The sequence below is a fragment of the Nocardioides sp. BGA-UO-ETr-FS32 genome, assembly GCF_059567905.1.
Window position 1 is genome coordinate 315377 of sequence record NZ_JCAQOX010000016.1, and the last position, 24814, is coordinate 340190.

The window sequence follows — 24814 nt, forward strand, 5'->3', positions numbered from 1 at the left end:
CTACAGTCGCCGCGTGCCGCAGCCGTCCGCCCCACGACCCTCGGCCTGGGCACCCACGCTGCGCCGCTCGGTCCGGCTCTTCCGCGCGTTCCGGGTCGAGCAGACGCAGCCCGACGTCTTCTACGGCGAGCTCGCCGACGACGCGGTCGGCCACGTCTCGCAGTACGCCGACCTCGCCGGTGCGCGCATGCTCGATGTCGGCGGGGGACCGGGCTACTTCCGCACCGCCTTCGAGGGAGCCGGAGCGACCTACTTCGCCCTCGACGCCGACGTCGGTGAGCTGTCCGGCCTCGGCGGGATCGCGCCCCGCACCGTGCTGGGGAGCGGCATGCAGCTGCCCTTCGCCGACGGCACCTTCGACATCTGCTACTCCTCCAACGTGCTCGAGCACGTCAGCGACCCCTGGCGGATGGCGGACGAGATGGTGCGCGTGACGCGGCCCGGAGGACTCACCTTCATCTCCTACACGGTCTGGTTCGGGCCGTGGGGAGGGCACGAGACGTCACCGTGGCACTACCTCGGAGGGCGCCGCGCCCGGCGTCGCTACCGGCGCAAGCACGGCCACGAGCCGAAGAACAGGTTCGGCGAGTCCCTCTACGCGGTGACCGTGCGCGCGGGCCGGGAGTGGGCCCGTGCCCAGACCGGCGCCGAGGTGCTGGACGTCATCCCGCGCTACAACCCCGCCGCGACGCGCTGGCTCTCCTCGGTGCCGGTGCTGCGCGAGATCGTGACCTGGAACCTGGTCATCGTCCTGCGCCGGCGATGACCGTCACCCCCACGCAGCAGCAGCCCTCGGCGGTCACCTGGCGGTTCCGGCTGTCCGTGTGCTGCCTGGCCCTCGTGGCGCTGGCCTTCGCGCAACGGCCCGGCAAGCTCGTCAGCGACACCAAGTTCGACCTCGTCGCGGATCCCGCCGCGATGCTCGCCCGCGCGCTGCACATGTGGGACCCGACCGGCGGGTTCGGGCAGGTCCAGAACCAGGCGTACGGCTATCTCTTCCCGATGGGCCCGTTCTTCTGGCTGGGCGACCTCGCCTCGGTCCCGGCGTGGGCCGTGCAGAGGGCGTGGTGGTCGCTGCTGCTGGTGGTCGCCTTCCTGGGCGTGGTCAAGCTGTGCGCCGTCCTCGGTCTCGGCACCCCGACCGCCCGGCTGGTGGCGGGCTTCGCCTACGCGCTGTCGCCGCGCATCCTCACGACTCTCGGGCCGATCTCCATCGAGGCCTGGCCGATGGCCCTCGCACCGTGGGTGCTCGTCCCGCTGGTGGTGGGCTGCAGGAGGGGGTCCCCGCGGCGGGCAGCAGCGCTGTCGGCGCTCGGCGTCGCGGCCGTGGGTGGGGTGAACGCCGCCGCCACCGCCGCCGTCCTCCCGCTCGGGGTCGTGTGGCTGCTCACCCGCGCGCCCGGACCGCGCAGGCGGACCCTGCTCCTGTGGTGGCCGGCCCTGGTGGTGCTCGGCACCCTGTGGTGGCTGGTGCCGCTCCTGCTGCTGGGGAGCTACAGCCCGCCGTTCCTCGACTTCATCGAGACGGCCGCCGTCACCACCTTCCCCACCACCCCCTTCGACGTGCTGCGGGGCACGTCCCACTGGGTGCCCTACGTCGACGCGACGTGGCAGGCCGGCAACGACCTCATCACGACCGGCTACGTCGCTGTCAACGGCGCGGTGCTCCTCGTCCTCGGCTTCGTCGGCCTGTCCCTGCGCAGCAACCCGCACCGCCGCTTCCTCGTCCTGGGCCTGCTGGGCGGGCTCGTCCTGGTGTCGCTCGGCCACTCCGGGTCCGTGCACGGCTGGCTCGCAGCCACCGAACGCTCCTGGCTGGACGGCGCGCTCGCACCGCTGCGCAACGTGCACAAGTTCGAGCCCGTCGTGCGGCTGCCGCTGGTCCTCGGCCTCGCGCACGTCCTCGGAGCAGCCGCGGCGGGACTCACCGAGGCTGCCCCCGGCAGGGCGTGGCGCGAGCGGCTCCAGGACGGCCAGCGGGTGGCGTACGTCGGCCTGCTCGTGCTGGCGACGGTCGCCGTGGCGGGCGTGGCGAGCCCCGCTCTGGCGGGGCGGCTCGCGCCGGCGCAGGACTTCGAGTCGGTCCCGGGCTACTGGGAGCGCGCGGTGTCGTGGCTCGAGCGCGAGGGCGCGCAGGACCCCGACCGCGGGACCGCGCTGCTCGTGCCGGGCTCCAGCTTCGCCACCTATCTGTGGGGGACCCCTGAGGACGAGCCCGTCCAGGCGTACGGCGTGTCGGGCTGGGCGGTGCGCAACGCCGTGCCGCTCGCGCCGCCCGGCAACATCAGGATGCTGGACGCCGTGGAGGAGCGGCTCGCCACCGGTCAGCCGTCGGCCGGGCTGGCGCCCTTCCTGGCCCGTGCGGGCGTGGGCCTGCTGGTCGTGCGCAACGACCTGCGTCCCAGCGACGACGTGCCCGTCCCCGTCCTCGTCCACCAGGCGCTGGAGGGATCGCCCGGCATCGTGAAGGTGGCCGACTTCGGCCCGGAGCTCGGTGGCCGGGTCCGGCTGGAGACGGACGACGAGACCCCGGTCATCGTCGAGGACGGCTGGCGCACCGCCTACCCGGCCGTCGAGATCTACGAGGTCTCCGGCGCCCGGAGCGCGGTGAGCGGTGCGGACCCGCCGGTGGTGGTCGGTGGACCGGAGAGCCTGCTGGATCTCCTCGACGCCGGCCTGCTCGGGGACGAGCCGGCCTTCCTGGCCGCCGACGCCCCGGAGGACGCGCAAGGCCCGCTGCTGCTCACCGACGGCCTGCGCAGGCGCGAGGCGACGTTCGCCCGGGTGCACGACGGGCGGTCAGCGACCCTGGAGCCATCCGACGACGGCCGGCGCGCCGCCCCGGCCCGCGACTACGTCCGGGAGGACGAGGCCAGGTGGGAGACCACGGCCCGCATCCTGGGCGCCCGCTCCGTCGACGCCTCCGGCTCCCGCGCCTTCGCCGACACCACCGGGCCGGTGCTGCCCGAGACCCTGCCCTACGCCGCCTTCGACGGCCGTCCCGAGACCCAGTGGGAGTCCGGACGGCCCCGCACCGGCGACGACCCGTGGGTGGAGGTCGTGCTCGAGGAGCCGCTCGACCTCGCTGGGCTCACCGTCGTCGCGGGGGACACCGGGGCGACCCGCGCGGCCACGGTCGTCGTGGAGACCGACGCCGGCACGTCGCCCGAGGTACGCGCGCCGGCCGGCGAGGCCGTGGTCGTGGCGCTGCCCGACGGTGAGACGACGCGGCTGCGGATCCGGAGCGCCGACGCGGACGGTCCGGCCGACGAGCTCGCGATCGCCGAGGTCCGTGCGGAAGGGCTGGACGTCGACCGGACGCTGGTGCTCCCGGAGGTCCCCGCGGCGCGGGGCGCACCCGAGCACGTCCTCCTCACCTCGGGCGCCACGAGCGACGCCTGCGTACGGGTGGACGACGACGTGCGCTGCGCAGCCGGGCGGGCGCGCGGCGACGAGGACGGCGGAGTCATCGACCGGACGGTGCGGCTGGGGACCGGCGCCGACTACGGCGTGGCGCTCGACGTACGGCCGGTCGCGGGCGACGCGCTGACCGGGCTGATGATGAGGGACCAGCTGGTCAACGTGCGCGCCTCCTCCGCGGCGGTGGACGACGCCCGCGCCTCCGCGGTGGCCGCGATCGACGGGTCGACCGGCACCACCTGGGTCGCCGAGCCGGACGACCCGGACCCCACCCTCAGCGTCAACTGGATCGGCGAGCGGCCGGTGCGGGGCATCCGGCTGGTGCTCGACCGGCAGGCGCCGGCTTCGCAGGCCACGAGGATCGAGCTGGTCCACCCCGGCGGCCGGCAGGTCGTCCGGCTCGACCGGTCCGGCTACGCATCTGTCGAGCCGTTCCGCGCCAGCCGCCTCGACGTCCGGGTGCTCGACTGGGTCGAGACCGACAGTCGCTCGGCACGTGGCGAGGTGACGCCGCTGGGTGTGGGGGTGAGCGAGCTGCGCCTGCCGGGCGTCGGACTGCTCCCGCTCCAGCTGTCCGAGGCGCCCGTCGACATCGGCTGCGGGTTCGGCCCCACCCTGCGGGTCGGCGACGACCTCCTCGCGAGCAGCGTGACGGCGTCTCCCCGCCAGCTCTTCGACGGTGAGCAGGTCCCGGCACGCGCGTGCGGGCCGGCCACGGTGGCGCTGGCGGGTGACGAGACCCGCGTGGTGGCCACGCCGGCTCCCGCCTTCCGTCCCGTGACGGTGACGCTCTCCCTGCCGGGAGCGGGCGAGGTCGGCAGTGCCGCGGCGGCGACGCTCCGCTCGGACACCCCGGTCTCGGGGACGGTCGACCTCGACGCGGGTGGCGGCGTCGTCGCGCTGCGCCACAACGTCAACGCCGGCTGGGAGGCGGAGCTGCCCGACGGCACGACCGCCGTCCCGCTGGTGGTGGACGGGTGGCAGCAGGCGTGGCAGGTGCCGGAGGGGGTCGGGACCCTCGAGCTGCGCTACGCGCCCGACCTGACCTACCGCCTGGCGCTGGGGACGGGAGCGGTGCTGCTGGTCCTGCTCGCGCTCGGCGCGGGACTCGTACGCCGTCGCGCCCCGCACCCGGCGCCACCCGTCGGCACCCGGGTGGCGGTGTGGGTGGTCCCGGCCGCGGGCCTGCTCGCGCTCGGGCTGGTCGGCGGCTGGTGGGGCGTCGCCTGCGGGCTCCTCGGCGCAGCCGCGGTGCTGGCAGCCCGTAGGTGGGTGGCCGCACCCGCGGTGGTCTGGGCCGCGACGACGCCGCTGGTCGCCGCCGCGGTCGTCTACTGGTGGCGCCCGCTCGGCTCGGCGGACGGCTGGGCCGGGGCACTGGCCGGCCCCCAGCTGTTGGTGGCGCTGGCGCTCGGTGCGCTCGTGGTCGCGGACGTGGACCCGCGCCCCCAGACGTTGCGCAGGCGGAGGGACGGTCGCTCCACCAGGCGGTGAAGCACCTCCGACACCACCAGTGACGCCGCGAGGGTCAGCACGAAGAGCTCGAGCCCGCGGCCCTCGAAGAGCGGCATGTCGCGCCAGTCGGCGATGAGCTCCAGCAGGATCAGGTGCACGCAGAAGATGCCGTACGACAGGTGGCCGACGTGGCGCAACGCCGGCAGCGACAGCACGCGCACGAAGCGTCCCTCCGGCGGCGCGAAGACGCCCGGCAGGATGACGAGGCCGGCGATGGCGGCGTAGAGCAGGTTCTTCGTCAGCGCCGCGCCCAGGGTGGTCGGCGTGAGGTCCGCCGGCCCGGCGAGCGGGGTGGAGGCGATGACGAGCAGGGCGGCCGCGGCGAGCCAGCACAGTCCGGGGGAGCGACCCATCTCGCGCAGGACGGCGGTGACGCGGTCCGTGAGCCGGTCCGTGCCGCCGGCGTCGTCGCGGGAGCGTACGTCGCAGGACGCCAGCACGATGCCCACCGCGAACCAGACGAGGTAGGACGGCAGCCACAGCCGGATCATCGTCCCGCCGCCGTCCCACCGCACGGAGAGGTCCATGAGCCAGACGACGTTCACCAGCGTCATGCCTGCGACGACGAGCCAGAGACGGTCACGCCCGCGGCGCCGGACGCGGGTGAGCGCCAGCCACATCAGGCCGGGCAGCGCCACGTAGAACGCGACCTCGGTGGACAGGCTCCACATCTGGGTCAGCCCGTCGGGCAGCTGGTCGTCGACATAGATGTCGCCGAGCAGCAGCGTGGTCAGCCACTGGCCGGCGCCGGCGTCACGGTTGCCCGGGAGGAGCGTGAGGGCGGCCACGACCGTCACGACGTACACGGGCACCAGCCGCAGCGCACGCTTCCAGAGGTAGTGCAGCGTCGACGGCGGTGGGAAACCGGCACGGTGGCGCGCGATCCAGGGACGCGAGAGCAGGAAGCCGGAGAGCACGAAGAACACCGCCACGCCGACGTCGAGGCGCGACAGGGGGGTGCCCCACACCGGACGTGCGTAGGCGCCGGCCCAGAAGGCCGCGTGCGTGGCGAGGACGGCGATCGCCGCGACCGCTCGCAGGGAGTCGAGCGCGGGGAAGGCGACCGCGGCTGCCGTCCGGTCTGGGCCCACCATGGGGGGAGTGTCGCACGCGCCACTACTGTTCGCGCATGTTGCTGCTGAGACGAGCCGGCTCCGTGCTGTCCCGGGTGGCGTCCTTCTCCCGCGACCGAGGGTTCCTCGTGGTGGTGCGCTCGTGTGCGCGGTGGGGCTGGGACTGGCTCCGCGGACGCCCGGCCGGAGGGCGGGACCACGGAACCTTCGAGTGGGAGGGGCGCGACGTCCCCTACTTCGTCCACGACTACCACTACACGTGGCTCAACGAGCGTGCCGTCGAGGTCGCCCTGGCCCTCGAGGTCCTCGACCGTCGTCGGGACGCGTCGGTGCTCGAGATCGGCAACGTGCTCGGGCACTACGCACCCGTGGACCACACGGTGGTCGACAAGTACGAGGCCGCACCGGGCGTGATCAACGAGGACGTCGCCGACCTCGACCTCGGGCGGCACTTCGACTTGGTGCTGGCGATCTCGACGCTCGAGCACGTCGGCCTCGACGAGGACGTGCTCGACGAGGACAAGCCGGTGCGTGCCGTGGAGCGCCTGCGGGCGCACGTGGCCCCGGGCGGCCTGCTCTGGGTGACCCACCCGGTCGGCTACAACCCGGCGCTCGACGCCCGGTTCCGCGACGGCTCGCTCGGGGCGACGCGCATGCGTGCGCTGCGGCGCGAGCCGTCGCGCAACGTGTGGCGCGAGGTGCCGCTGGAGGAGGTCTGGGGAACGCCCTACGACCGCCTGCTCTACACCGCGCACGCGGTCGTCGTGGCCGAGTTCGACGCGCCGTGACCCAGTCCTCGCAAGACTGGTGCCGACGAGGTGACTGACTGGTAACGTTCGCGCGTCGCGTGACCACCAACACAGAGGAGCGCAGGGTGGGAAAGAAGCTGGGCGTCATTTTGACTGGGCTGGGCGTGTTCGTCCTGGGGGTCGCACTCCTGGCCCGGTTCTACGCCTACGACCAGTTGGCCGTCGTGCCGCTGGACCAGGACACCGTGTCGGTCTCGGAGGGGCCGGAGGCGACCATCTTCGACATCGCCACCCAGCAGGAGATCACCGTCGACCTGGTGTCGACGCGCAACGTGGTGGGAGACGTCGAGGCCTCCGAGGAGGCCAGCGACGAGCTGGGTCGTGACATCGCCGTGTGGGAGACCCTGGTCTACACCGACGAGCCCGGCGCCGAGATCGACGCCGACAACCCGCCCCGGTCCGGCACGCACGACCGCGTCGCGTTCGACCGGCACACCGGTGAGACCGTCGTGTGCTGCGAGACGTTCAGCAGCACGACCGCCGACGACCGCGGTGTCGAGCAGCCGCAGGCGACCGCCTTCGAGGGCCTCTACTTCAAGTTCCCGTTCCAGACCGAGCAGAAGACCTACCAGTTCTGGGACGGCTCGCTCGGGGAGGCGCCGGACATCGAGTTCCAGGAGGTCGAGTCGATCGAGGGCCTCGAGGTCTACCGCTTCGAGCAGGTGATCCCCGCGACGACGGTCGCCACCATCAACGCGCCCGCGTCCATCTTCGGCATCGACGAGGAGGGTGACGTCAGCCTCGACCGCGTCTACTCCAACACCCGGACCCTCTGGATCGAGCCCGAGACCGGTGTGATCATCCGCGGCCAGGAGGACCAGCTGGTCGTCGCCGAGTACGAGGGCGAGCAGGTCGCCACGCTCACGGACGTGGTCATCGGCTACAACCCCGAGACGATCACCGACAACGTCGACACCTACTCGTCCCTGTCGACCCAGCTCAAGGCGATCCGCATCTGGGTGCCGATCATCGGCGGCGTGCTCGGCCTCCTGCTGCTGGTCGCGGGGCTCCTGCTCATGCGCCGCCGGCGCGACGGGTCCGCGCACGCGGGCTGACGCCGATCGACGTGCACGACGGCCGGCGGGTCATCCCGCCGGCCGTCTGCACGTGGTGGGGTCGCCACCCGGCGCCGCAGCCTCCCGGCCGTCCGTACGCCCGTCGCCGTCGGTGTCGGGCTCGTCGGGGTCGGAGCGCACCGAGCGGCCGTCGCGGAGCCGGTAGCCCGCGGCCTCGCGCTGGTCCCCGATGCCGTCACCATCGGTGTCCCGGACGTACGGCAGGCTGCGCGAGCGGAGCCGCGACAGGACCCGACCCCCGCAGCGCACGACCCGCTGGCGGATGACCTGGCCACGGACCTCGCGCCCGTCGGTCAAGCCGTCGCCGTCCGTGTCGGAGTCGCGCGGGTCAGTGCCTGATCCGAGGCCGTCGCGGGTGAGCGGCAGCGCATCCAGCACCGTGCCGGCCAGCACCGTGTGCCCGGTGTCGGTGAGGTGCACCGCGTCGCTGCCGATCAGGTCGAAGGGGTCGGCGCCGAGGGCGTCGCGCTCCTCGAACGCGGCGCCCGCGTCGACGTACGCCACCCGGCGGTGGTCCAGTGCCGTCTGTCGCAGGGCCTCGCCGTAGGCGGCCCACGTGTCCACGCTGACCTGGTAGCGGCGCACGGGCTGCACCAGCACGTGGCACGGCGCACGCTCGGTCAGGGAGTCGATGCGCCGGACCACGGCCTCCACCCGCGCGCGGAAGGTGGCGACGGGGACGTGCTCGACCGTGTCGTTCGAGCCGATCTGGTGCACGACGCACGTCGGTTGCAGGAGGCGTACGGCATAGGCGTGGGCGTCGGTGAAGTAGGTCTCGGCGGTCGCCCCGCCCATGCCGCCGTTGACGCCCTGCACCCCCGGTGAGCGGTCGGGACGGAGCGTGCTGCGCCGGAGGTCGCGCACCGGCGCGACGGCACCGGTGCCGGAGGGAAATATCGTCTGCAGGCCGGCCACGACCTGGTCGACGTACCGCGTCGCCCGGGTGCTGGCGCCTATCCCCGCCGTGGTCGACGACCCCAGGAAGAGCACCCGGACACTCCGGACGCGCCGCTGGGCCAGGGCGACGGTGAGGGGGACGAGGTCGGGCTGCCGGAGGGCGCTGGCGCCGAGCTCGCGACGGTCGGACAGCCCGTCGTCATCATGATCGACGGCCCGCGCGGCGCGTACGGGGACGACAGGTGTGGCCGGGGAGGCCGACGCGGCGGCCGGCAGCTGTGCTGCGGTCAGCTGTGCCGCCGCGCCGGACACGACGACGAGCACGCTCGCGGGCGCGACGCGCCACCACCTGGTGGTGCGGGTCGACGGTCGTGTGGGAGGCACCCGCGCAACGTACCTCTCTGCTCCGGTCAGCGGGCGAGCTCGGCCACGAAGATCGCCGTCCCCGGGGTCAGCAGCCCCCGGGTGCGTGACCACCCGCCCCAGACGCGGTCGTGGTCCTCGGGCCACTCGGGCTCGACGAGGTCCGTCAGCCGGAAGTCGTGGCCGGCGAGGAGGCGCACCCAGTCGCCGAGGGTGCGGTGGTGCTCGACGTAGGAGACCACCCCGGTGGCGTCGTCGATCTCGACGTAGGGCGTGCGGTCCCAGTAGGACTGGGTCGCGGTGAGCCCGGGCTCGCCGGGGTCGTCGGGGAACATCCACCGGGTCGGGTGGGTGACGGAGAACGCGAAGCGGCCGCCCGGGCGCAGCACCCGCGCCACCTCGGCGACGGCGACGTCGATGTCGCTGATGAACTGGAGCGCGCCGAAGGAGCAGAAGACGACGTCGAAGCAGGCCGCGGCGAAGGGGAGCGCGGTGGCCGTGCCCCGCACCGAGGGCACCGCGACCCCGGTCTCCGCGTCGAGCCGCAGGGAGTGCTGGAGCTGGCGGTGCGAGAGGTCGAGCCCGACTCCGCGGCCGCCGTGGGTGCGTACCCACCGTGAGCACTGACCGGCTCCGCTGCCCACCTCGAGCACGTCGAGACCCGCCACGTCGCCGAGCACCTGGAGCTCGTCCTCGGTGTGGCCCTCCGGACCCCAGACGAACCCGGAGTCGCCGAGGAAGGCGCCGTGGGTGGCCTGGTACTCGTCGGCGTAGCGGTCCCAGTCGGGGCCGTTGGCCCGGCGTGACTCCTGCTCGGAGACCGCCCTGCGCTCGACGCGGACCGACTGCGGTTGGTGATCCTGCACGTTCGTGAGCGTAGTGCGCGGACATGGCGGTGCCGGCGCACTGCCCACGCGTGCCACGATGGGCGGATGAGCGAGTCCGCGCCGTCGCTGACGCCACTGGCCGGAGGCCACTCGGGTCGGACCTTCCTCGGCGAGGCCGGTGGCGAGCGGGTCGTCGTCCGCCTCTACGCGCCCGACGACGCGCGCGGGGGCCAGGCACCCGAGGTCGACCAGTCCGTGCTGCACCTGGTGCGGGGGCTGCTGCCGGTGCCGGACGTGCTCGAGGTACGCCGCCCTCTCGCGGCCGCGGGGACCCCGGGCCTGCTGGTGACCTCCTTCCTCCCCGGTGAGCGCGGGGATGTCGTCGTCGAGCGCCTGGCCTCCGACGCCGACACCGACGGGCTGCAGCGCCTCGGGCGGGCGCTGGGAGCGGTCGCGGCCGGCCTGGCGGGGATGCCGATGCTGCGTCCGGGCCCGTTCGTCGACGCCGACCTGGGCCTGGGCCGGTTCCCCGACGACGACCTCGTCGCATGGGCCGCCACGCGTCTGCCCGACTGGCCCGAGGTGCGACGGCGCGCCCTGTCACGGGTGTGCCGCCGGGCGCAGGACCTGCTGGACGGCGTGGCCCGCGCCTGCCTGGTCCATGGCGACCTGAACCCCAAGAACGTCCTGGTCGACCCCGCCACCCTCGAGGTCACCGCGGTGCTCGACTGGGAGTACGCCCACGCGGGCCACCCCTGGACCGACCTGGGCAACCTGCTGCGGTTCGAGCGCCACCCGGCGTACGTCTCCGCGGTCCTCGAGGGGTGGGTGTCGTTGCGCGGTGGCGAGGCCGCGACCCTGCTCGACGGCGCACGGTCGGCCGACCTGTGGGCGCTGGTGGACCTCGCCGCACGGGCGGGCGAGAACCCCGTCGCGGACCGGGCCGAGGGGCTGCTCCGCGCGGTCGCCGAGGCCGGTGACGTGCACGCGTGGCCGTCCGGCGGTTGAGCGTGGCCTGAGCGTGGCGACGAGCGGGTGTCCGGCGTGCTCCGCCGGTTGGACGTACGCCCGCGCGGGCGCGTAGTCTTGGGAGTTGCGCCAGTCGTCTGCCCGGCTTCCATACCGAGCGAACCCGTGCTCGCCGAGCTCGCGTCAGTGATCCGTCACCGACGAGTGCCAGTGAAACAGACGATCGTGCGCGTCCGCACGACTCCATCCATCCAAGGAATCACTTCCCATATGACGAGCACGCTCTCCACTCTTCCGGACTACGACGCGCCCCAGGTGGCCGTCAACGACATCGGGTCCGAAGAGGACTTCCTCGCGGCAATCGACGCGACCATCAAGTACTTCAACGACGGTGACATCGTCGACGGCACCATCGTCAAGGTGGACCGTGACGAGGTCCTCCTCGACATCGGCTACAAGACCGAGGGCGTCATCCCCTCGCGCGAGCTGTCGATCAAGCACGACGTCGACCCCAACGAGGTCGTTTCCGTGGGCGACAAGGTCGAGGCCCTGGTCCTCCAGAAGGAGGACAAGGAAGGCCGTCTGATCCTGTCCAAGAAGCGTGCTCAGTACGAGCGTGCCTGGGGCACCATCGAGCAGGTCAAGGAGGAGGACGGCGTCGTCGAGGGCACCGTCATCGAGGTCGTCAAGGGCGGCCTCATCCTCGACATCGGCCTGCGCGGCTTCCTGCCCGCCTCGCTGGTGGAGATGCGCCGCGTGCGCGACCTGCAGCCCTACGTCGGCCAGACGCTCGAGGCGAAGATCATCGAGCTCGACAAGAACCGCAACAATGTGGTCCTGTCGCGCCGTGCCTGGCTCGAGCAGACGCAGTCCGAGGTCCGCCACGGCTTCCTCACCCAGCTCCAGAAGGGCCAGATCCGCAAGGGTGTCGTGTCCTCGATCGTCAACTTCGGTGCCTTCGTGGACCTCGGTGGCGTCGACGGCCTGGTCCACGTCTCCGAGCTGTCCTGGAAGCACATCGACCACCCGTCCGAGGTCGTCGCCGTGGGCGACGAGGTCACCGTCGAGGTCCTCGACGTCGACATGGACCGCGAGCGTGTCTCCCTGTCGCTGAAGGCGACGCAGGAGGACCCGTGGCAGCACTTCGCCCGCACCCACCAGATCGGCCAGATCGTGCCGGGCAAGGTCACCAAGCTGGTGCCCTTCGGCTCATTCGTCCGCGTCGAGGAGGGCATCGAGGGCCTGGTGCACATCTCCGAGCTCGCCGAGCGTCACGTCGAGATCCCCGAGCAGGTCGTCCAGGTCAACGACGACGTCATGGTCAAGATCATCGACATCGACCTCGAGCGTCGCCGGATCTCGCTGTCGCTCAAGCAGGCCAACGAGACCGCGGCCGCCGCCGACGTGGAGGAGTTCGACCCCACGCTCTACGGCATGACCGCGACCTACGACGAGCAGGGCAACTACGTCTACCCCGAGGGCTTCGACCCCGAGACGGGCGAGTGGCTCGAGGGCTTCGACGAGCAGCGCGCGGTCTGGGAGGACCAGTACGCCAAGGCGCACGCCCGCTGGGAGCAGCACGTCAAGCAGCAGGCGGACGCCAAGGTCGCCGAGGCCGAGGCCGGCGAGGCCACGTCCTACTCCTCCGGTGGCGACACCGAGGTCGAGACCGGTGGCGACACCGGCGGCTCGCTGGCGTCCGACGAGGCGCTGCAGGCGCTTCGCGAGAAGCTGACCGGTGGCCAGGCCTGATCGGCTGACGCACTGATCTGACGCACGACACGACGGCCCGCCGGGACACCCGGCGGGCCGTCGTCGTGTCCGGGCACCGGCTCGACTGGTGCCGGTCGGGTAGAACTTGCGCATGGCAGATCGCGGCAGCACGGCACTGGTCCTCGGCGGCGGTGGGATCACCGGCATCGCGTGGCAGCTCGGCATCCTCGCCGGGCTCGCCGACGCGGAGGTGCACGTGACGGAGGCCGACATCGTCGTGGGCACGTCCGCCGGTTCGGTGGTCGGCGCCCAGGTCACCAACGGCCTGCCGCTCGCCGACCTCTACGCCACACAGCTCGAGCCCGCCGACGCCGAGATCGGTGGCCGGTTGTCGCGGATCGCGGCGCTGAAGCTCGTGCCTCCGTACGCCCTGCCCGGCAGCGGCCGTACGAAGCTCGCGCGCGTGGGGCGGGTGGCCCGGGCTGCGCACGCGCCCGGGTCAGCCGACCGCGAGGGCGTGATCCGCTCGCGCCTGCCGGTGCACGGATGGCCCGACCGGGACCTGCGGATCACGGCCGTCGACACCGTCAGCGGCGAGTTCACCGTCTTCACCCCGGAGTCGGGCGTCGACCTCGTGTCGGCCGTCGCCGCGAGCTGCGCGGTCCCGACGGTGTGGCCGCCCGTCGAGGTGGCCGGCCGCACCTACATGGACGGCGGGATGCGGTCGACGGCCAACGTCGACGTCGCCCGCGGAGCCAAGCGCGTCGTCGTGCTGGCCCCGCTCCCGCGCGCGATCAGCAAGAAGGCGTCGATCCGCGCGCAGCTGGAGCGGATCGCACCGCGCGTGTGGTCGGTGGTGACGCCGGACGCCGAGGCGCTGGCCGCCTTCGGCCGCAACCTGCTCGACCCGGCCAAGCGCGCGGTGGCGGCCGAGGCCGGGCTGCGACAGGCGCGCGACGTGGTCGACGGGGTCCGCGGGGTCTGGGAGGCGTGACCATCCTCGTGTGTCGCCGGGATGGCAGTGACCCGAACGGCCGTCACCTCGGGACGCCGCGGAACCATGCCGGCCGGTCGAGCGGGTCGGGGCCGCGGCGGCGCCGTCGAGGCGGTGGCCCGTGCACCGGCGCGTGGTGGTCCAGTGCGGTCACCAGCACCCCCTCGCCGCCGGTCAGGTCGGGCAGCCTCGACGCGACGTCCGGCACGACCTCCGACGGCAGGTGCCCCACCAGGCGCGTGTAGCCACCGTCGGTCGAGGTCTCCAACAGGGCGGCCCCGAGCCGGCCCAGCAGTGCTGTGACCACCGGGAACGCCGGCGCGGGCAGGTCGAGCTCGAACCGGTCGACCGGGCGGCACACGCGCGTGCCTGCCTCGTGGAGCGCGGCGGCGAGGACCACGGGCGCGAGGTGGCGGAAGTCCGCAGCGACCGTCGACATGGACTTGTCGAACCTCTGGTGCGGTCGGCTCTGCCGCGGGTAGTAGGCCGAGGCCGTCATCGTGACCACGCAGTCGGTGACCTCCCAGCCGTGCGGGCCCTGCCGCAGTCCGGTGCGTACGCCCTCCTCGGTCGCGGCGACGAACGCGGGCGGCAGGTTGCCGCGCTCCACGCCGGGGGAGAACTCGACGCCGTGCCCCACCGGCGCCGCCTGCACCCGCAGCCCGAGACCAGCGAGGTAGGGGTTGCCGCCGGCTCCGATGCGGTCGCCTGCCGCTCCTGCTCCGACCACCCGTTCGAGGCACACCGTCGAGGTGTCGAGGAAGCGCACGGCGACGCCGTAGCGCTCCTCGAGCAGGGCGGCCAGCACCTCCTTCTGCACCTCGCCGTGCAGGCTCACGGCCGCCTCACCGTCCACCTCGTCGAGCCGCAGGTCGATCAGCGGGTCCTCGTCGGCGAGCTCGGCGAGGCCCGCGTAGAGCGCCGTGCGACGGGTCGGGTCGACCGGCTCGACGAGGGCCTGCAGCGAGGCCGGGGCGAGCCGGTGCACACGGCGCGACGGTGGTCGGCCCACGCCGTCGCCGATCCGCGCCGACGGTCCGCGGACGACGGCGATCTGGCCGGCGCCCGCCACTCCCGGGCGGAGTCCGTCCGGTGTCGACACCGCCACCTCGGTCACCCGGGCCGGCTCCGCGGCGCCGAACGCCACCCGGTCGCGGACCCGCAGCTCGCCCGACCACAGCCGCACCCACGCCCGGCGTCCGCGCTCGTCGCGGTCGACGGCGAAGACCGTGGCGGCCTGCTCACCCAGCGGCGGCGAGTGCCGGGGGAGCAGGGTGACCAAGGCGTCTCGCAGCAGCGGGAGCCCGGCGCCAGTGATGGCCGAGCCGCACAGCACCGGGGTCAGCGCCCCGGTCCGCAGCCCTCGACGCAGGGCCGCGCGGGCAGCTGCGACGCTGACCGGACGGCCGGAGGCCCAGTCGTCGAGCACCCGGTCGTCGCCCTCGGCGAGCGCCACCACCACGTCCTCGCGCGTCAACGGCACGCCGGTCACCCGGGCGTCGCGGGCACCGGCGCGGTGCACCTGCGCCAACGACACGACGTACGGCGTGAGGCGCCGGCGCACCTGGTCGAGAACGCCCTCCACGTCAGCGTCCGAGCGGTCGACCTTGTTCACGAACATCAGGGTGGGCACGCCGATTCGCTGGAGCGCCCGCCAGATCACCACGGTCTGCGGCTGGACACCTTCCACCGCGGACAGCACCAGGACGGCCGCGTCGAGGACACCGAGCGAGCGCTCGACCTCGGCGATGAAGTCGGGGTGGCCGGGGGTGTCGAGGAGGTTGACGACCAGGTCGTCGAGGGTGAACGACGTCACCGCAGCCCGGATGGTGATGCCGCGACGACGCTCGAGGTCGAGCGAGTCGGTGCGGGTCGTCCCGGCATCGACGCTACCGGGCGTCTCGATGGCACCTGCCTCGAACAGCAGGCGCTCGGTCAGGCTGGTCTTGCCGGCATCAACATGGGCGACGATGCCGAGGTTGAGAGTGGACGGGGGCGAGGTCACGAGGCAGCTCCACGGCTGGACGGAAAGAGGTCCGGGGCGTGGGGGCTGCTCGCATGTCTGCTCCTGGGTCGTGGCCGCTCGGCCGGGCGTGCCACGACGATCGCACGACGACCCGTTGCCGCGCACCCGCTTTAGAGTCGACCTGCGTTCACCACAATGGTGGGGAGCGCGGCACGCCGCACCTTCCCGGTGGCCGTCATCGGGAGGGCGGGGACGAGCGTGTAGTCCTTCGGGCGCTTGGCCGGCGCGAGCACCCGCCTTGCGTGGGCGGCGAGGGTCTCGGGCGCCACGTCGCCGACCACGGCGGCACACACGCGCTGCCCCCACTGCGGGTCCGCGACTCCGTACACGGCGACGTCGATGACGCCGGGCACCTCGCGCAGGGCGTTCTCCACCTCCAGCGGATAGACGTTGACGCCGCCGGAGATGATGAGGTCCGTACGCCGCCCGTCGAGGTGGACGTAGCCGTCGTCGTCGATCCGGCCGACGTCGCCGACGGTGAAGGCCGGCCCCGCCGGGGTGTCGCGCCACGCGGCCGCGGTCTGCTCCGGAGCCCCGAGGTAGGTGAAGCGTGCGTGCCGCGGGACGGCGCACCAGATCCGGCCGTCGTCGTCGATGGACAGGGTCCGGCCGGGCCGCGCCCGTCCGACGGTGCCGGGACGCTCCTGCCACTCCTCGGACCGGCAGGCCGTGAACTGGCCCTCGGTCGAGCCATAGAACTCCCACGTCGAGCCGGCGGGGAACAGCTCGACCAGCCGCTGCTTCACGGCGACCGGGCACGGAGCCCCTGCATGCGCGACGAGGCGGAAGGACGTCAGGTCGGGCACGCCCACGGCGTCCCAGTGCGCGAAGAGCCGCTGGAGGTGCGTCGGCACGCAGAACATCGTGGTCGGCCGGTCCTCGGCGATGGCTCGGGTGATCGCCTCCGGGTCGAACTTCCCCGGCACCACGATCCGGCCGCCCGCCAACAGCGTCCCCATGGCGAAGCGCAGGGGCGCCGAGTGGTGCAGCGGGCTGAGGACCAGGTTCACGTCCTCGGCGCAGAACCCCCAGAGGTCGCGTTCCTCGGCGACCAGGGCCGCTGCGTCGACCTGGGGGAGCAGGCCGGACCAGACGCCCTTCGGTGTTCCTGTGGTGCCGCTGGTGCAGTGGATCGGCCGTCCGAGGGGGAGCGATCTCGAGCGTCCGGGTCGAGCGGCGAGGAGGTCGCCGACCTGCTCTTGGGTCGTCACCACCAGGTCGGGCTCGATGGGGGCGAGCACGCGCTCGCGCTCGGGCCGGGTGAGGGCCGGGTCCAGAGGGACCGGGAAGTCGCCGTCGGCGAGCAGCGTCAGCACCAGGTCGACGTACGCCGCCGAGCCGGGGACGAGCAGCGCGACCCGGGACTCCGCGGGCAGGCGCGAGGGCTCGTCGACCGTTGTCATGCCCGCGATTGTGCCCGGCGCCCGAGGCCGACGTAGGGCCGGTCGGGGGCGTGCCAGGATGCGGTCAGCTGCGCGGGACGCGGTGGTGCCGCTCGTCGACCGGGCCGAGGTCGTCGATCGGGTGGGTGGTGGACGACGGGCCGGCGAAGTCGTCGCGCCGGGCGTAGTCGACGAGCAGCACGACGGCGGTGGTCAGGGCAAGAAGGAGGATGATGGTGTTCATGGCAGTAATCATTCGCTCATTTAGTTCCTGCCACCAGTGGCAGGAATGACAGGGTTGGTTGATTTACTGCCACTGGTGGTGCAGGGTGAGCCCATGAAGGGCCCCATGAAGAAGGTCGCCGTCGTCGTCCAGGAGCAGCCCGAGCCGTTCGGCCTCGGAGCGCTGTGCGAGGTGTGGGCGGAGCCCTACCATCCCGAGGACGACAACCCGGTCTTCGACTTCACGGTCGTCACCCCCACGCCGGGTCGCCTGCGCACCCGCGCGGGCTTCGACCTCGTCGTCGAGCACGGGCTCGACGCGGCGGCGGACGCCGACCTCGTCTGCCTGGCCCCCAAGAGCAACCACCTCGAGTCACCGCCCGAGGTCTCCGAGCTCCTGCGTGCCACGCACGAGCGCGGGGCGATGCTCTTCGCGCACTGCTCGGCCACCTTCATGCTCGGCGAGGCGGGGCTCCTCGACGGGCGCCGGTGCACCACGCACTGGCGCTACGCCGCCGAGCTCGCGGAGCGCTACCCGGAGGCGATCGTCGACCGCGACGTGCTCTACGTGCAGGACGGGTCGATCGTGACAGGCGCCGGCTCGGCGGCGGCGCTCGACGCGGCGCTGCACGTGATGCGCCAGCAGTTCGGGGCCAAGGTCGCGGCGACGACGGCCCGTCGCATGGTCGTGCCCCCGCACCGCGACGGCGGCCAAGCCCAGTTCATCGCCCGACCGGTCCCGGTGTGCGAGTCGGAGGCCCTGGCTCCGTTGCTGGCCTGGATCAGCGAGCACCTGGGCGAGGACCTCGACGTCGAGACGCTGGCCAGGCAGATGCACATGTCGGCGCGCACGTTCGCCCGGCGCTTCAAGGAGGAGACCGGCACGACGCCCTACAGCTGGATCCTCGGTGAGCGCGTCCGGGCGGCGCAGGAGCTGCTCGAGCAGACCGACCACTCCGTCGACTGGGTGGCGTCCGAGGTCGGCTTCGGCAACGCCGCCACGCTGCGCCACCACTTCGGCCGCTCGCGCGGGGTCAGCCCGCAGGAGTACCGGCGCACCTTCCGGATGACGGCCTGAGGGTCGGCTCGACCCCACAGCGGGGATGATCGTCGCGACATGTCGAGGACGACCTTCCCCACTGAGCTGCCACAGGTCGTTCCACGAGCGGAACGGCCGCAGTCCCAGCGCCGGGCGACCTCTAGGCTGGGGGCCGTGAACGCGACTGCGCTGGCCGACCTGTCCGCCGACGACCTCGCCGCCCTGCTCGAGGAGCAGCGGGCTGCCTACGAGCAGCTCAAGGCCCGGGGGCTCAAGCTGGACCTCACGCGCGGCAAGCCGTCGGCCCAGCAGCTCGACCTCGCCGACGACCTGCTCCGGCTCCCGACCTCCACCAAGGACGCCAACGGCGTCGACGTACGCAACTACGGCGGGCTCGAGGGCCTGCGCGAGCTGCGGGAGATGTTCGCCGAGCTGCTGTGGGTCGAGCCTGACCAGGTGGTGGCCGGCGGCAACTCCAGCCTGTCGATGATGCGCGACTGCCTGGTCTGGATGATGCTCTTCGGCGCGGTCGACTCCGAGCGCCCGTGGAGCAAGGAGGAGAAGGTCCGGTTCGTGTGCCCGGTCCCGGGCTACGACCGCCACTTCACGCTGCTCGAGAGCCTCGGCATCGAGATGGTGACGGTCCCGATGCACGACGACGGCCCCGACGTCGACGCCGTCGCCGCCCTCGTCGCCGACGACCCGAGCATCAAGGGCATGTGGATCGTGCCGACGTACGCGAACCCGACGGGCGCGACCTGCAGCCAGGACGTGGCCGCCCGGCTGGCCGCGATGCCGACGGCGGCGCCGGACTTCAAGATCTTCTGGGACAACGCCTACGCCCTGCACCACCTCACCGAGGACGAGGCCAAGAGCGCCGACATCCTCACCCTCGCGTCGGCCGGGGGTCACCCGGACCGCCCGATCATGTTCGCCTCGACCTCGAAGATCTCCTATGCCGGGGCGGGCGTGGCGTTCCTGGCCGCGTCGTCCGGCAACGTCGCCTGGTACCTCGGGCACCTCGGCAACGGGTCGATCGGTCCCGACAAGGTCAACCACCTGCGCCACGCCGAGTTCTTCGGGTCCCCGCAGGGCGTGCGCGACCACATGGCGAAGCACCGCGAGATCATCGCGCCGAAGTTCGCCGAGGTGGACCGGGTGCTGACCGAGCGCCTCGGCGGCCGCGGCGTGGCGACCTGGAACACCCCGACCGGCGGCTACTTCGTCAACCTCGACGTGGTGCCGGGCACCGCCAGCCGCGTCGTTGCGCTCGCCAAGGAGGCCGGCATCGCACTGACGCCCGCCGGGTCGTCGTTCCCCTACAAGCAGGACCCGGACGACACCAACATCCGGCTGGCGCCCACGATGCCGCCCCTCGCGGAGGTCACCGAGGCCATGGAGGCCGTGGCGACGTGCGTGCTGCTGGCGGCCGCGGAGAAGGCCGCCGCCTGACCCCGGGGGAGGACCAGTGACCGTTCGTGTCGGACTGACCGGGGGCATCGCCTCGGGCAAGAGCACCGTCTCGGCCATCCTCGCCGAGCTCGGGGCGGTCGTCATCGACGCCGACCTGATCGCACGCGAGGTCGTCGCGCGCGGCACGCCCGGCCTCGACGCCGTCGTCGCCGAGTTCGGGCCGCAGGTGCTGACCGCCGACGGCGACCTCGACAGACCGGCGGTGGGAGCCCTGGTCTTCGCCGACCCGGCGGCACGCAAGCGCCTCGAGGCGATCATCCACCCACTGGTCCACCGGCGCAGCGACGAGCTCGAGGCCGCAGCGGCCCCCGGGGCCGTGGTGGTGCACGACATCCCGCTGCTCGCCGAGGTCGGGCGGGCGGGCCAGTTCGACGCGGTCGTCGTCGTGGACGTCCCGACCGACGTGCAGGTGAGCCGGATGGTCGAGGACCGCGGGTGGACCCGGGAGGACGCGGAGTCGCGCATCGCCGCCCAGGCCTCGCGCGAGGACCGGCTGGCGATCGCGACCCACGTCATCGACAACACCGGATCGCTCGACGCGCTGCGCCGGCGCGTCGAGGACGTGTACGTCGAGCTGGCCGGACGGGCCTGACGTTTCCGGGTCGTGGGGGTGCGGCCGGTAACCTCCACGAGTGCTTCCGATCCGACCCCGACTGGCCGTGATCGCGACGGGTGTCCTGCTCGTCAGCGGCTGCGCCGGCCTCGGCTCGACGCCCGACGACGCGGCGCCGGCCACCTCGACGCCCTCGTCCTCCGCCACCACCGCGCCCGGCGAGCCCGCTTCGCCCGAGGCGGAGGAGACCGAGGACCCGGACACGCCCACCTCCTGGGGCCCGACCGTCGGTGAGCTCGAGGAGGCACGCGAGCTCGTCGCCACGTGGACACCCGAGCAGCTGGCCGGCGGGGTGATCGTCGGCCGGTTCCACGGCACGGACCCCGAGGAGCCGGCGCGGATGGTGCGCGAGCTGCACCTGGCCGGCGTCTCGGTCACCGGTGCCAACGTCGTCGACCAGCAGCAGGTGCTCGACATGACCGCCGCGGTGTCGCGCGCCGCGGCCGCCGACGGCCGGGACTTCCCCCCGGTCATCGGCGTCGACCAGGAGGGCGGCTACGTCTCCCACCTGCGCGGCATCGCCACCGAGTTCCCGCACTTCGCCTCTGCCGGACTGGCCATCGCCGCCGACCCGAAGCTCGGTCGCCGGGTCACCCGTGCCGCCGCCCTCACGACGGGGCTCGAGCTGCGCGGGCTGGGCTTCACCTGGGTGTTCGCGCCGGTCGCCGACGTGACCATCGGCGCCGCCGACCCCACGATCGGCGCGCGTTCGCCGTCGATGGACCCCGCCCTGGCCTCCCAGGCGGTCGGCGCGGCGGTCAAGGGCTACGACGAGGCGGGCATCGTCTCGACGGTCAAGCACTTCCCGGGCCACGGCGGCGCGACCAGCGACAGCCACGACACGCTTCCCGTGCTCGACGCGACCCTCGAGGAGCTGTCGGCGCACGACCTGCCTCCCTTCGAGTCCGCCGTCCGCCAGCAGGCTCCCGCGGTCATGATGAGCCACCTCGACCTCACCGACATCGCGCCCGGCGTCCCGGCGTCCATGGCGCCCGAGGTCTACGACCTGCTGCGCGACGACCTCGGGTTCCAGGGCGTCGCGATCACCGACTCGATGGGGATGGGCGCCGTCGGCGGGCGACCGACACCGGCACTGCAGGCGCTCCAGGCCGGGGCGGACCTGCTCCTGATGCCGGTGGACAACGCGACCACGCACCAGATCGTCGTCGACGCCCTCGACTCCGGGCTCGTCTCGCGGGCGCGCGTCGAGGAGGCGGCCGCCCGGGTGGTGGCCCTGCAGATGTGGCAGGCACGGATCGCAGCACAACGGCCCGTGCCCGCCGACGTGGTCGACAGGGCACGGGCCGCGAGCGCGGACCTGGAGTCCGCGGCGTACTGAGACCTCGTCAGGCCGCGAGGTCGGGGTCGCCGGCGCGGCGGAGCTTTTGCAGCGCCTCGCGCTCGAGCTGGCGCACCCGCTCGGCCGAGATGCCGTGGCGGGCACCGATGTCGGCGAGCTTGTGCTGGCGTCCGTCGGCCAGGCCGTAGCGCGCGCGGACGATGTCGGCCGACCGCTCGTCGAGGATCCCGACCAGGTCCTCGAGCCGCTGACGGGCCTCGGCGTCGAGGTAGTTGAGGTCCGGCCCGGGTGCGGTCTCCTGGGCCATCAGGTCGCCCAGTGACGTGTCGCCGTCCTCGTCGACCGGCGTGTCCAGCGAGACGTGGTCGCGACCCCAGCTCATCAGGTCGAGGACCCGGTCGAGCTCCATGCCGAGTTCGGTGGCGATCTCCTCGGGCTCGGGGTCGCGCCCGAGCTGGCGCTCGAGGGTGCGCCGCGCGCTGCCGACCTGGTTGAGCTCCTCGACGACGTGGACCGGGAGGCGTACGACGCGGGCCTGCTGCGCGATGCCGCGGGTGATCGCCTGGCGCACCCACCAGGTGGCGTAGGTCGAGAACTTGTAGCCCTTGGTGTAGTCGAACTTCTCGACCGCGCGGATCAGGCCGGTGTTGCCCTCCTGGATCAGGTCGAGCATCGGCATCTGGGAGCGGCCGTACTTGCGGGCGATCGACACCACCAGGCGCAGGTTGGCCTCGATGAACCGGTCGACGGCGAGCCGGCCCTGCTCGGCGAGCCACTCCAGCTCGGCCTCGTTGGCGCTCATCGGGGCTCCACCCTTGCGCCGGCCGACGCGGCCGGTGTCGAGGAGGTGCTGGGCCAGGAGGCCCGCCTCGATGGTCTTGGACAGCTCGACCTCGGTCTCGGCGTCGAGGAGCGGGGTGCGAGCGATCTCGTCGAGGTAGAGGCCCACGCTGTCGCGGCCCTCGATCTCACGAGTGGTGCTGGTGGTGCGCTTGGCCTGTGCGGTGCTCATCTCGTCCTCCTGCTCTCGTACGACCACCCCGTGTCGCACATTTCTTCCAACGCCTGTGTCCGCTGCGGGATTCCCGTTCGGATTGGTGCCTTCACCTGCCTTGACGAGCCAGTTCCCCCGGGAGTTGCACGATCGGCCAACTCTCAGGGACTTCTCAGGGGTTCCCCGCTCGACCCGCGCCCATACCCGGACGAGCCTGGCCGTACGTCCACAGGGGTGCCCCGACCCTGTGGACGGAACGCCCGGCCCTGTGGAGCACCGGCCCTCTTCTGTGGGGAAGCCTGTGGGACCGGAGGTTTGTGGGGCCAAGGCCTTGCGGGCGGCGCCCGGGAGGCATAGAACTCTCCCTACCGGCACCGCTTCGGCGGGGTCGGGGATCGGATCGGAAGAACAGCCCCACCCGGCGACTTGCTCGCCGCGCAGGCCCGGTGACGGGGTCGGCGGGGGCCGGGCGCCGGTCCGATGGGTCGGACGTCACCATCCCCGACCGCAGCGAGGGGCTCCTGGTGCTCATACCACCGGGAGCCCCTCACCCATTCCTGCGCCCACGAGGCTGCCAAATCCGTCCGCCACACCGCAAGTCGCCGCTGGTGAACAACGGGTGACGTACGTCGCCGTCGGCGGCGGCCCGTCAGTCCTCGGTGGGCGGCTCGAAGCGGTGCAGCGCGGGGTCGTCGGCGCGGAAGCTGCGCACCGGTCCGGGCGGGGTCTCCGCGGTCTCGAACCGCACGGTCACGACCCCTGCGCCCGACCCCCACACCCAGCCCGGTCCGAGGTCGTTGTGGACCACGTCGGCGCCCGGCGGCCACGTGCGCCGAGGCGGCTCGGGGAGCACCACCTCCACCTCCTCCTCGTCCGCGGTCTCGCCGAAGAGGTCCTCCTGCACCCAGTCGGCGAGGCCGGACACGCCCACCCCGAGCAGTCGCACGCCGCCCGTGGTGTCGAGGTCGCCGAGCAGGGAGCGGGCTATCCGACCGATGCTGCCGCCGTCGTCGGTCGGGCTGGAGAGGGTGCTCGAGCGGCTGAGGGTGGTGAAGTCGTGGAGTCGCACCTTGATGGTGACCGTGCGACCGGAGAGCCCGTTCTTGCGCAGCCGTGTCCCGACCTCCCGCGCCTGGCGGGTCAGCAAGCCCTCCATCAACCGGCGGTCGGTCAGGTCGGAGTCGTACGTGCCCTCCACGCTGACCGACTTGGCCTCGCGCTCGGCGACGACGGGGCGCGAGTCCTGCGCGCGTGCCAGCTGCCACAGCCCGTGGCCCTGCGCCTGGCCGAGGAGCCGGACGAGCTCGTCCTCGGTGACCAGCTCGAGCTCGGCGATCGTGTGGATGCCCGCACGGCGCAGCCTCTCGGCTGTCGCCGGTCCGACACCGGGGATCACGTTGACCTTCATCGGTCGGAGCAGGTCGAGCTCGGTCCCCGGCGGGACCACCGTCATCCCGTCGGGCTTGTCCAGCTCGCTGGCGACCTTGGCGAGGAACTTGGACGACGCGATGCCCACCGTCGCCGTCAGGCCGCCGGTGACCTCGTGCACCCTGGCGCGCAGCCGCTCGCCCACCTCGGTGACCGTCGCGACCTCGAGGTCCGGGAGGTCGGCGGCGGCGAGGTCGACGAACGCCTCGTCCAGCGACAGCGGCTCCACGAGCGGGGACAGGTCGCGCAGCACTTCCATGACGAGCTTGCTCGTCGCGCGGTAGGCGTGGAACCGCCCGCTGAGGAAGGCGGCATGGGGGCAGCGAGCCCGCGCCTCGCGTCCTGACATCGCCGACCCGACGCCGTAGCGGCGCGCCTCGTACGACGCGGTGGACACCACGCCCCGCCCACCCGTCCCGCCGACGATCACCGGCTTGCCCCGCAGCGACGGCTTGTCACGCTGCTCGACGGCGGCGAAGAAGGCGTCCAGGTCCAGGTGCAGGACCGACGCGGTGCTGCGCATCAGCCGGGGACCCGGGATCCGGAGGGCTGCGTCACCCATCCATTCTCACGCACAGCACCCGTACGCCGGGGCGAGTGGGTGGTTCGTGGGCCACGAACCGTCCACAGGGCACCGTCGCGGCGGTTTGTCCACAGGCTGTCGCGCAGGTCGGCATGTGC

18 protein-coding genes and 1 pseudogene are annotated in these 24814 nt (G+C 72.9%); 11 read left to right on the forward strand and 8 right to left on the reverse strand.

All coding sequences use genetic code 11. The features are described 5' to 3' along the window. The first annotated feature begins 13 nt into the window (after positions 1-13). Together AC57BS_RS19115 and AC57BS_RS19120 are read left to right on the forward strand one after the other, a co-directional pair. Entirely contained in the window at positions 14-766 is a 753-nt protein-coding gene (locus AC57BS_RS19115) for a class I SAM-dependent methyltransferase (protein ID WP_496413031.1), read from the forward strand. Next, a complete protein-coding gene (locus AC57BS_RS19120) occupies positions 763-4914 on the forward strand; it encodes an alpha-(1->3)-arabinofuranosyltransferase domain-containing protein (protein WP_496413032.1) in 4152 nt (1383 codons plus the stop codon). Before AC57BS_RS19115 ends, AC57BS_RS19120 begins: the two co-directional genes overlap by 4 nt. Positions 4915-4934: 20 nt before the next feature. On the opposite strand, the pseudogene AC57BS_RS19125 reads toward AC57BS_RS19120, so the two are convergent. Beyond that, positions 4935-6029: pseudogene (locus AC57BS_RS19125) on the reverse strand (acyltransferase family protein); the annotation flags it as partial. A gap of 35 nt (positions 6030-6064) precedes the next feature. Between AC57BS_RS19125 and AC57BS_RS19130 the strand changes: the two are divergent. Then, positions 6065-6796 (forward strand): class I SAM-dependent methyltransferase, encoded by a 732-nt coding sequence (locus AC57BS_RS19130; RefSeq protein WP_496413033.1) that lies wholly within the window; start codon positions 6065-6067, stop codon positions 6794-6796. Between the two features lie 86 nt (positions 6797-6882). After that, positions 6883-7872, forward strand: coding sequence for a cell envelope lipid trafficking protein PgfA (gene pgfA / locus AC57BS_RS19135; protein ID WP_496413034.1), 990 nt, complete (start codon positions 6883-6885; stop codon positions 7870-7872). A gap of 30 nt (positions 7873-7902) precedes the next feature. Here the strand turns inward: pgfA and AC57BS_RS19140 are convergent, their stop codons facing one another. Both AC57BS_RS19140 and AC57BS_RS19145 read right to left on the reverse strand, forming a co-directional pair. Beyond that, positions 7903-9174, reverse strand: a complete 1272-nt coding sequence (locus tag AC57BS_RS19140; protein ID WP_496413035.1) for an SGNH/GDSL hydrolase family protein — start codon at positions 9172-9174, stop codon at positions 7903-7905. 26 nt (positions 9175-9200) lie between these two features. Beyond that, a complete protein-coding gene (locus AC57BS_RS19145; RefSeq protein ID WP_496413036.1) occupies positions 9201-10019 on the reverse strand; it encodes a class I SAM-dependent methyltransferase in 819 nt (272 codons plus the stop codon). A 66-nt stretch (positions 10020-10085) separates the two neighbouring features. Here AC57BS_RS19145 and AC57BS_RS19150 point away from each other — a divergent pair, with 66 nt between their 5' ends. The 3 genes from AC57BS_RS19150 (at position 10086) to AC57BS_RS19160 (ending at position 13656) form a co-directional block, all read left to right on the forward strand. Beyond that, complete coding sequence (locus tag AC57BS_RS19150; RefSeq protein WP_496413037.1) at positions 10086-10988, forward strand: phosphotransferase family protein; 903 nt, start codon at positions 10086-10088, stop codon at positions 10986-10988. A gap of 231 nt (positions 10989-11219) precedes the next feature. Beyond that, the gene (rpsA, locus tag AC57BS_RS19155) at positions 11220-12701 is read left to right on the forward strand and encodes a 30S ribosomal protein S1 (protein ID WP_496413038.1); all 1482 of its coding nucleotides are present in this window, start codon (positions 11220-11222) and stop codon (positions 12699-12701) included. Between the two features lie 112 nt (positions 12702-12813). Beyond that, a complete protein-coding gene (locus AC57BS_RS19160; protein ID WP_496413039.1) occupies positions 12814-13656 on the forward strand; it encodes a patatin-like phospholipase family protein in 843 nt (280 codons plus the stop codon). Between the two features lie 43 nt (positions 13657-13699). Here the strand turns inward: AC57BS_RS19160 and AC57BS_RS19165 are convergent, their stop codons facing one another. From AC57BS_RS19165 to AC57BS_RS19175, 3 genes are all read right to left on the reverse strand, one after another. Beyond that, complete coding sequence (locus AC57BS_RS19165; RefSeq protein ID WP_496413040.1) at positions 13700-15661, reverse strand: GTP-binding protein; 1962 nt, start codon at positions 15659-15661, stop codon at positions 13700-13702. Positions 15662-15792: 131 nt separating this feature from the next. Continuing rightward, positions 15793-17085, reverse strand: a complete 1293-nt coding sequence (locus AC57BS_RS19170; protein ID WP_496413041.1) for a class I adenylate-forming enzyme family protein — start codon at positions 17083-17085, stop codon at positions 15793-15795. Positions 17086-17149: 64 nt separating this feature from the next. Next, a complete protein-coding gene (locus AC57BS_RS19175) occupies positions 17150-17308 on the reverse strand; it encodes a hypothetical protein (protein WP_496413042.1) in 159 nt (52 codons plus the stop codon). Between the two features lie 93 nt (positions 17309-17401). On the opposite strand from AC57BS_RS19175, the gene AC57BS_RS19180 reads away from it, so the two are divergent. From AC57BS_RS19180 to AC57BS_RS19195, 4 genes are all read left to right on the forward strand, one after another. Next, entirely contained in the window at positions 17402-18364 is a 963-nt protein-coding gene (locus AC57BS_RS19180) for a GlxA family transcriptional regulator (RefSeq protein WP_496413043.1), read from the forward strand. A gap of 135 nt (positions 18365-18499) precedes the next feature. Next, positions 18500-19777 (forward strand): aspartate aminotransferase type Ic, encoded by a 1278-nt coding sequence (locus tag AC57BS_RS19185; protein WP_496413044.1) that lies wholly within the window; start codon positions 18500-18502, stop codon positions 19775-19777. 16 nt (positions 19778-19793) lie between these two features. Then, complete coding sequence (coaE, locus tag AC57BS_RS19190; protein ID WP_496413045.1) at positions 19794-20390, forward strand: dephospho-CoA kinase; 597 nt, start codon at positions 19794-19796, stop codon at positions 20388-20390. Between the two features lie 40 nt (positions 20391-20430). Further along, positions 20431-21750, forward strand: a complete 1320-nt coding sequence (locus AC57BS_RS19195; RefSeq protein WP_496413046.1) for a glycoside hydrolase family 3 protein — start codon at positions 20431-20433, stop codon at positions 21748-21750. Between the two features lie 7 nt (positions 21751-21757). On the opposite strand, the gene AC57BS_RS19200 is transcribed toward AC57BS_RS19195, so the two are convergent. Beyond that, positions 21758-22723 carry a sigma-70 family RNA polymerase sigma factor gene (locus AC57BS_RS19200; protein WP_496413047.1) on the reverse strand — a complete coding sequence of 322 codons (966 nt, stop codon included), beginning with the start codon at positions 22721-22723 and terminating at the stop codon, positions 21758-21760. A gap of 631 nt (positions 22724-23354) precedes the next feature. Next, on the reverse strand, positions 23355-24656 hold the full coding sequence (locus AC57BS_RS19205) for a DNA polymerase IV (protein ID WP_496413231.1): 1302 nt from the start codon (positions 24654-24656) through the stop codon (positions 23355-23357). Between the last annotated feature and the right edge of the window lie 158 nt (positions 24657-24814).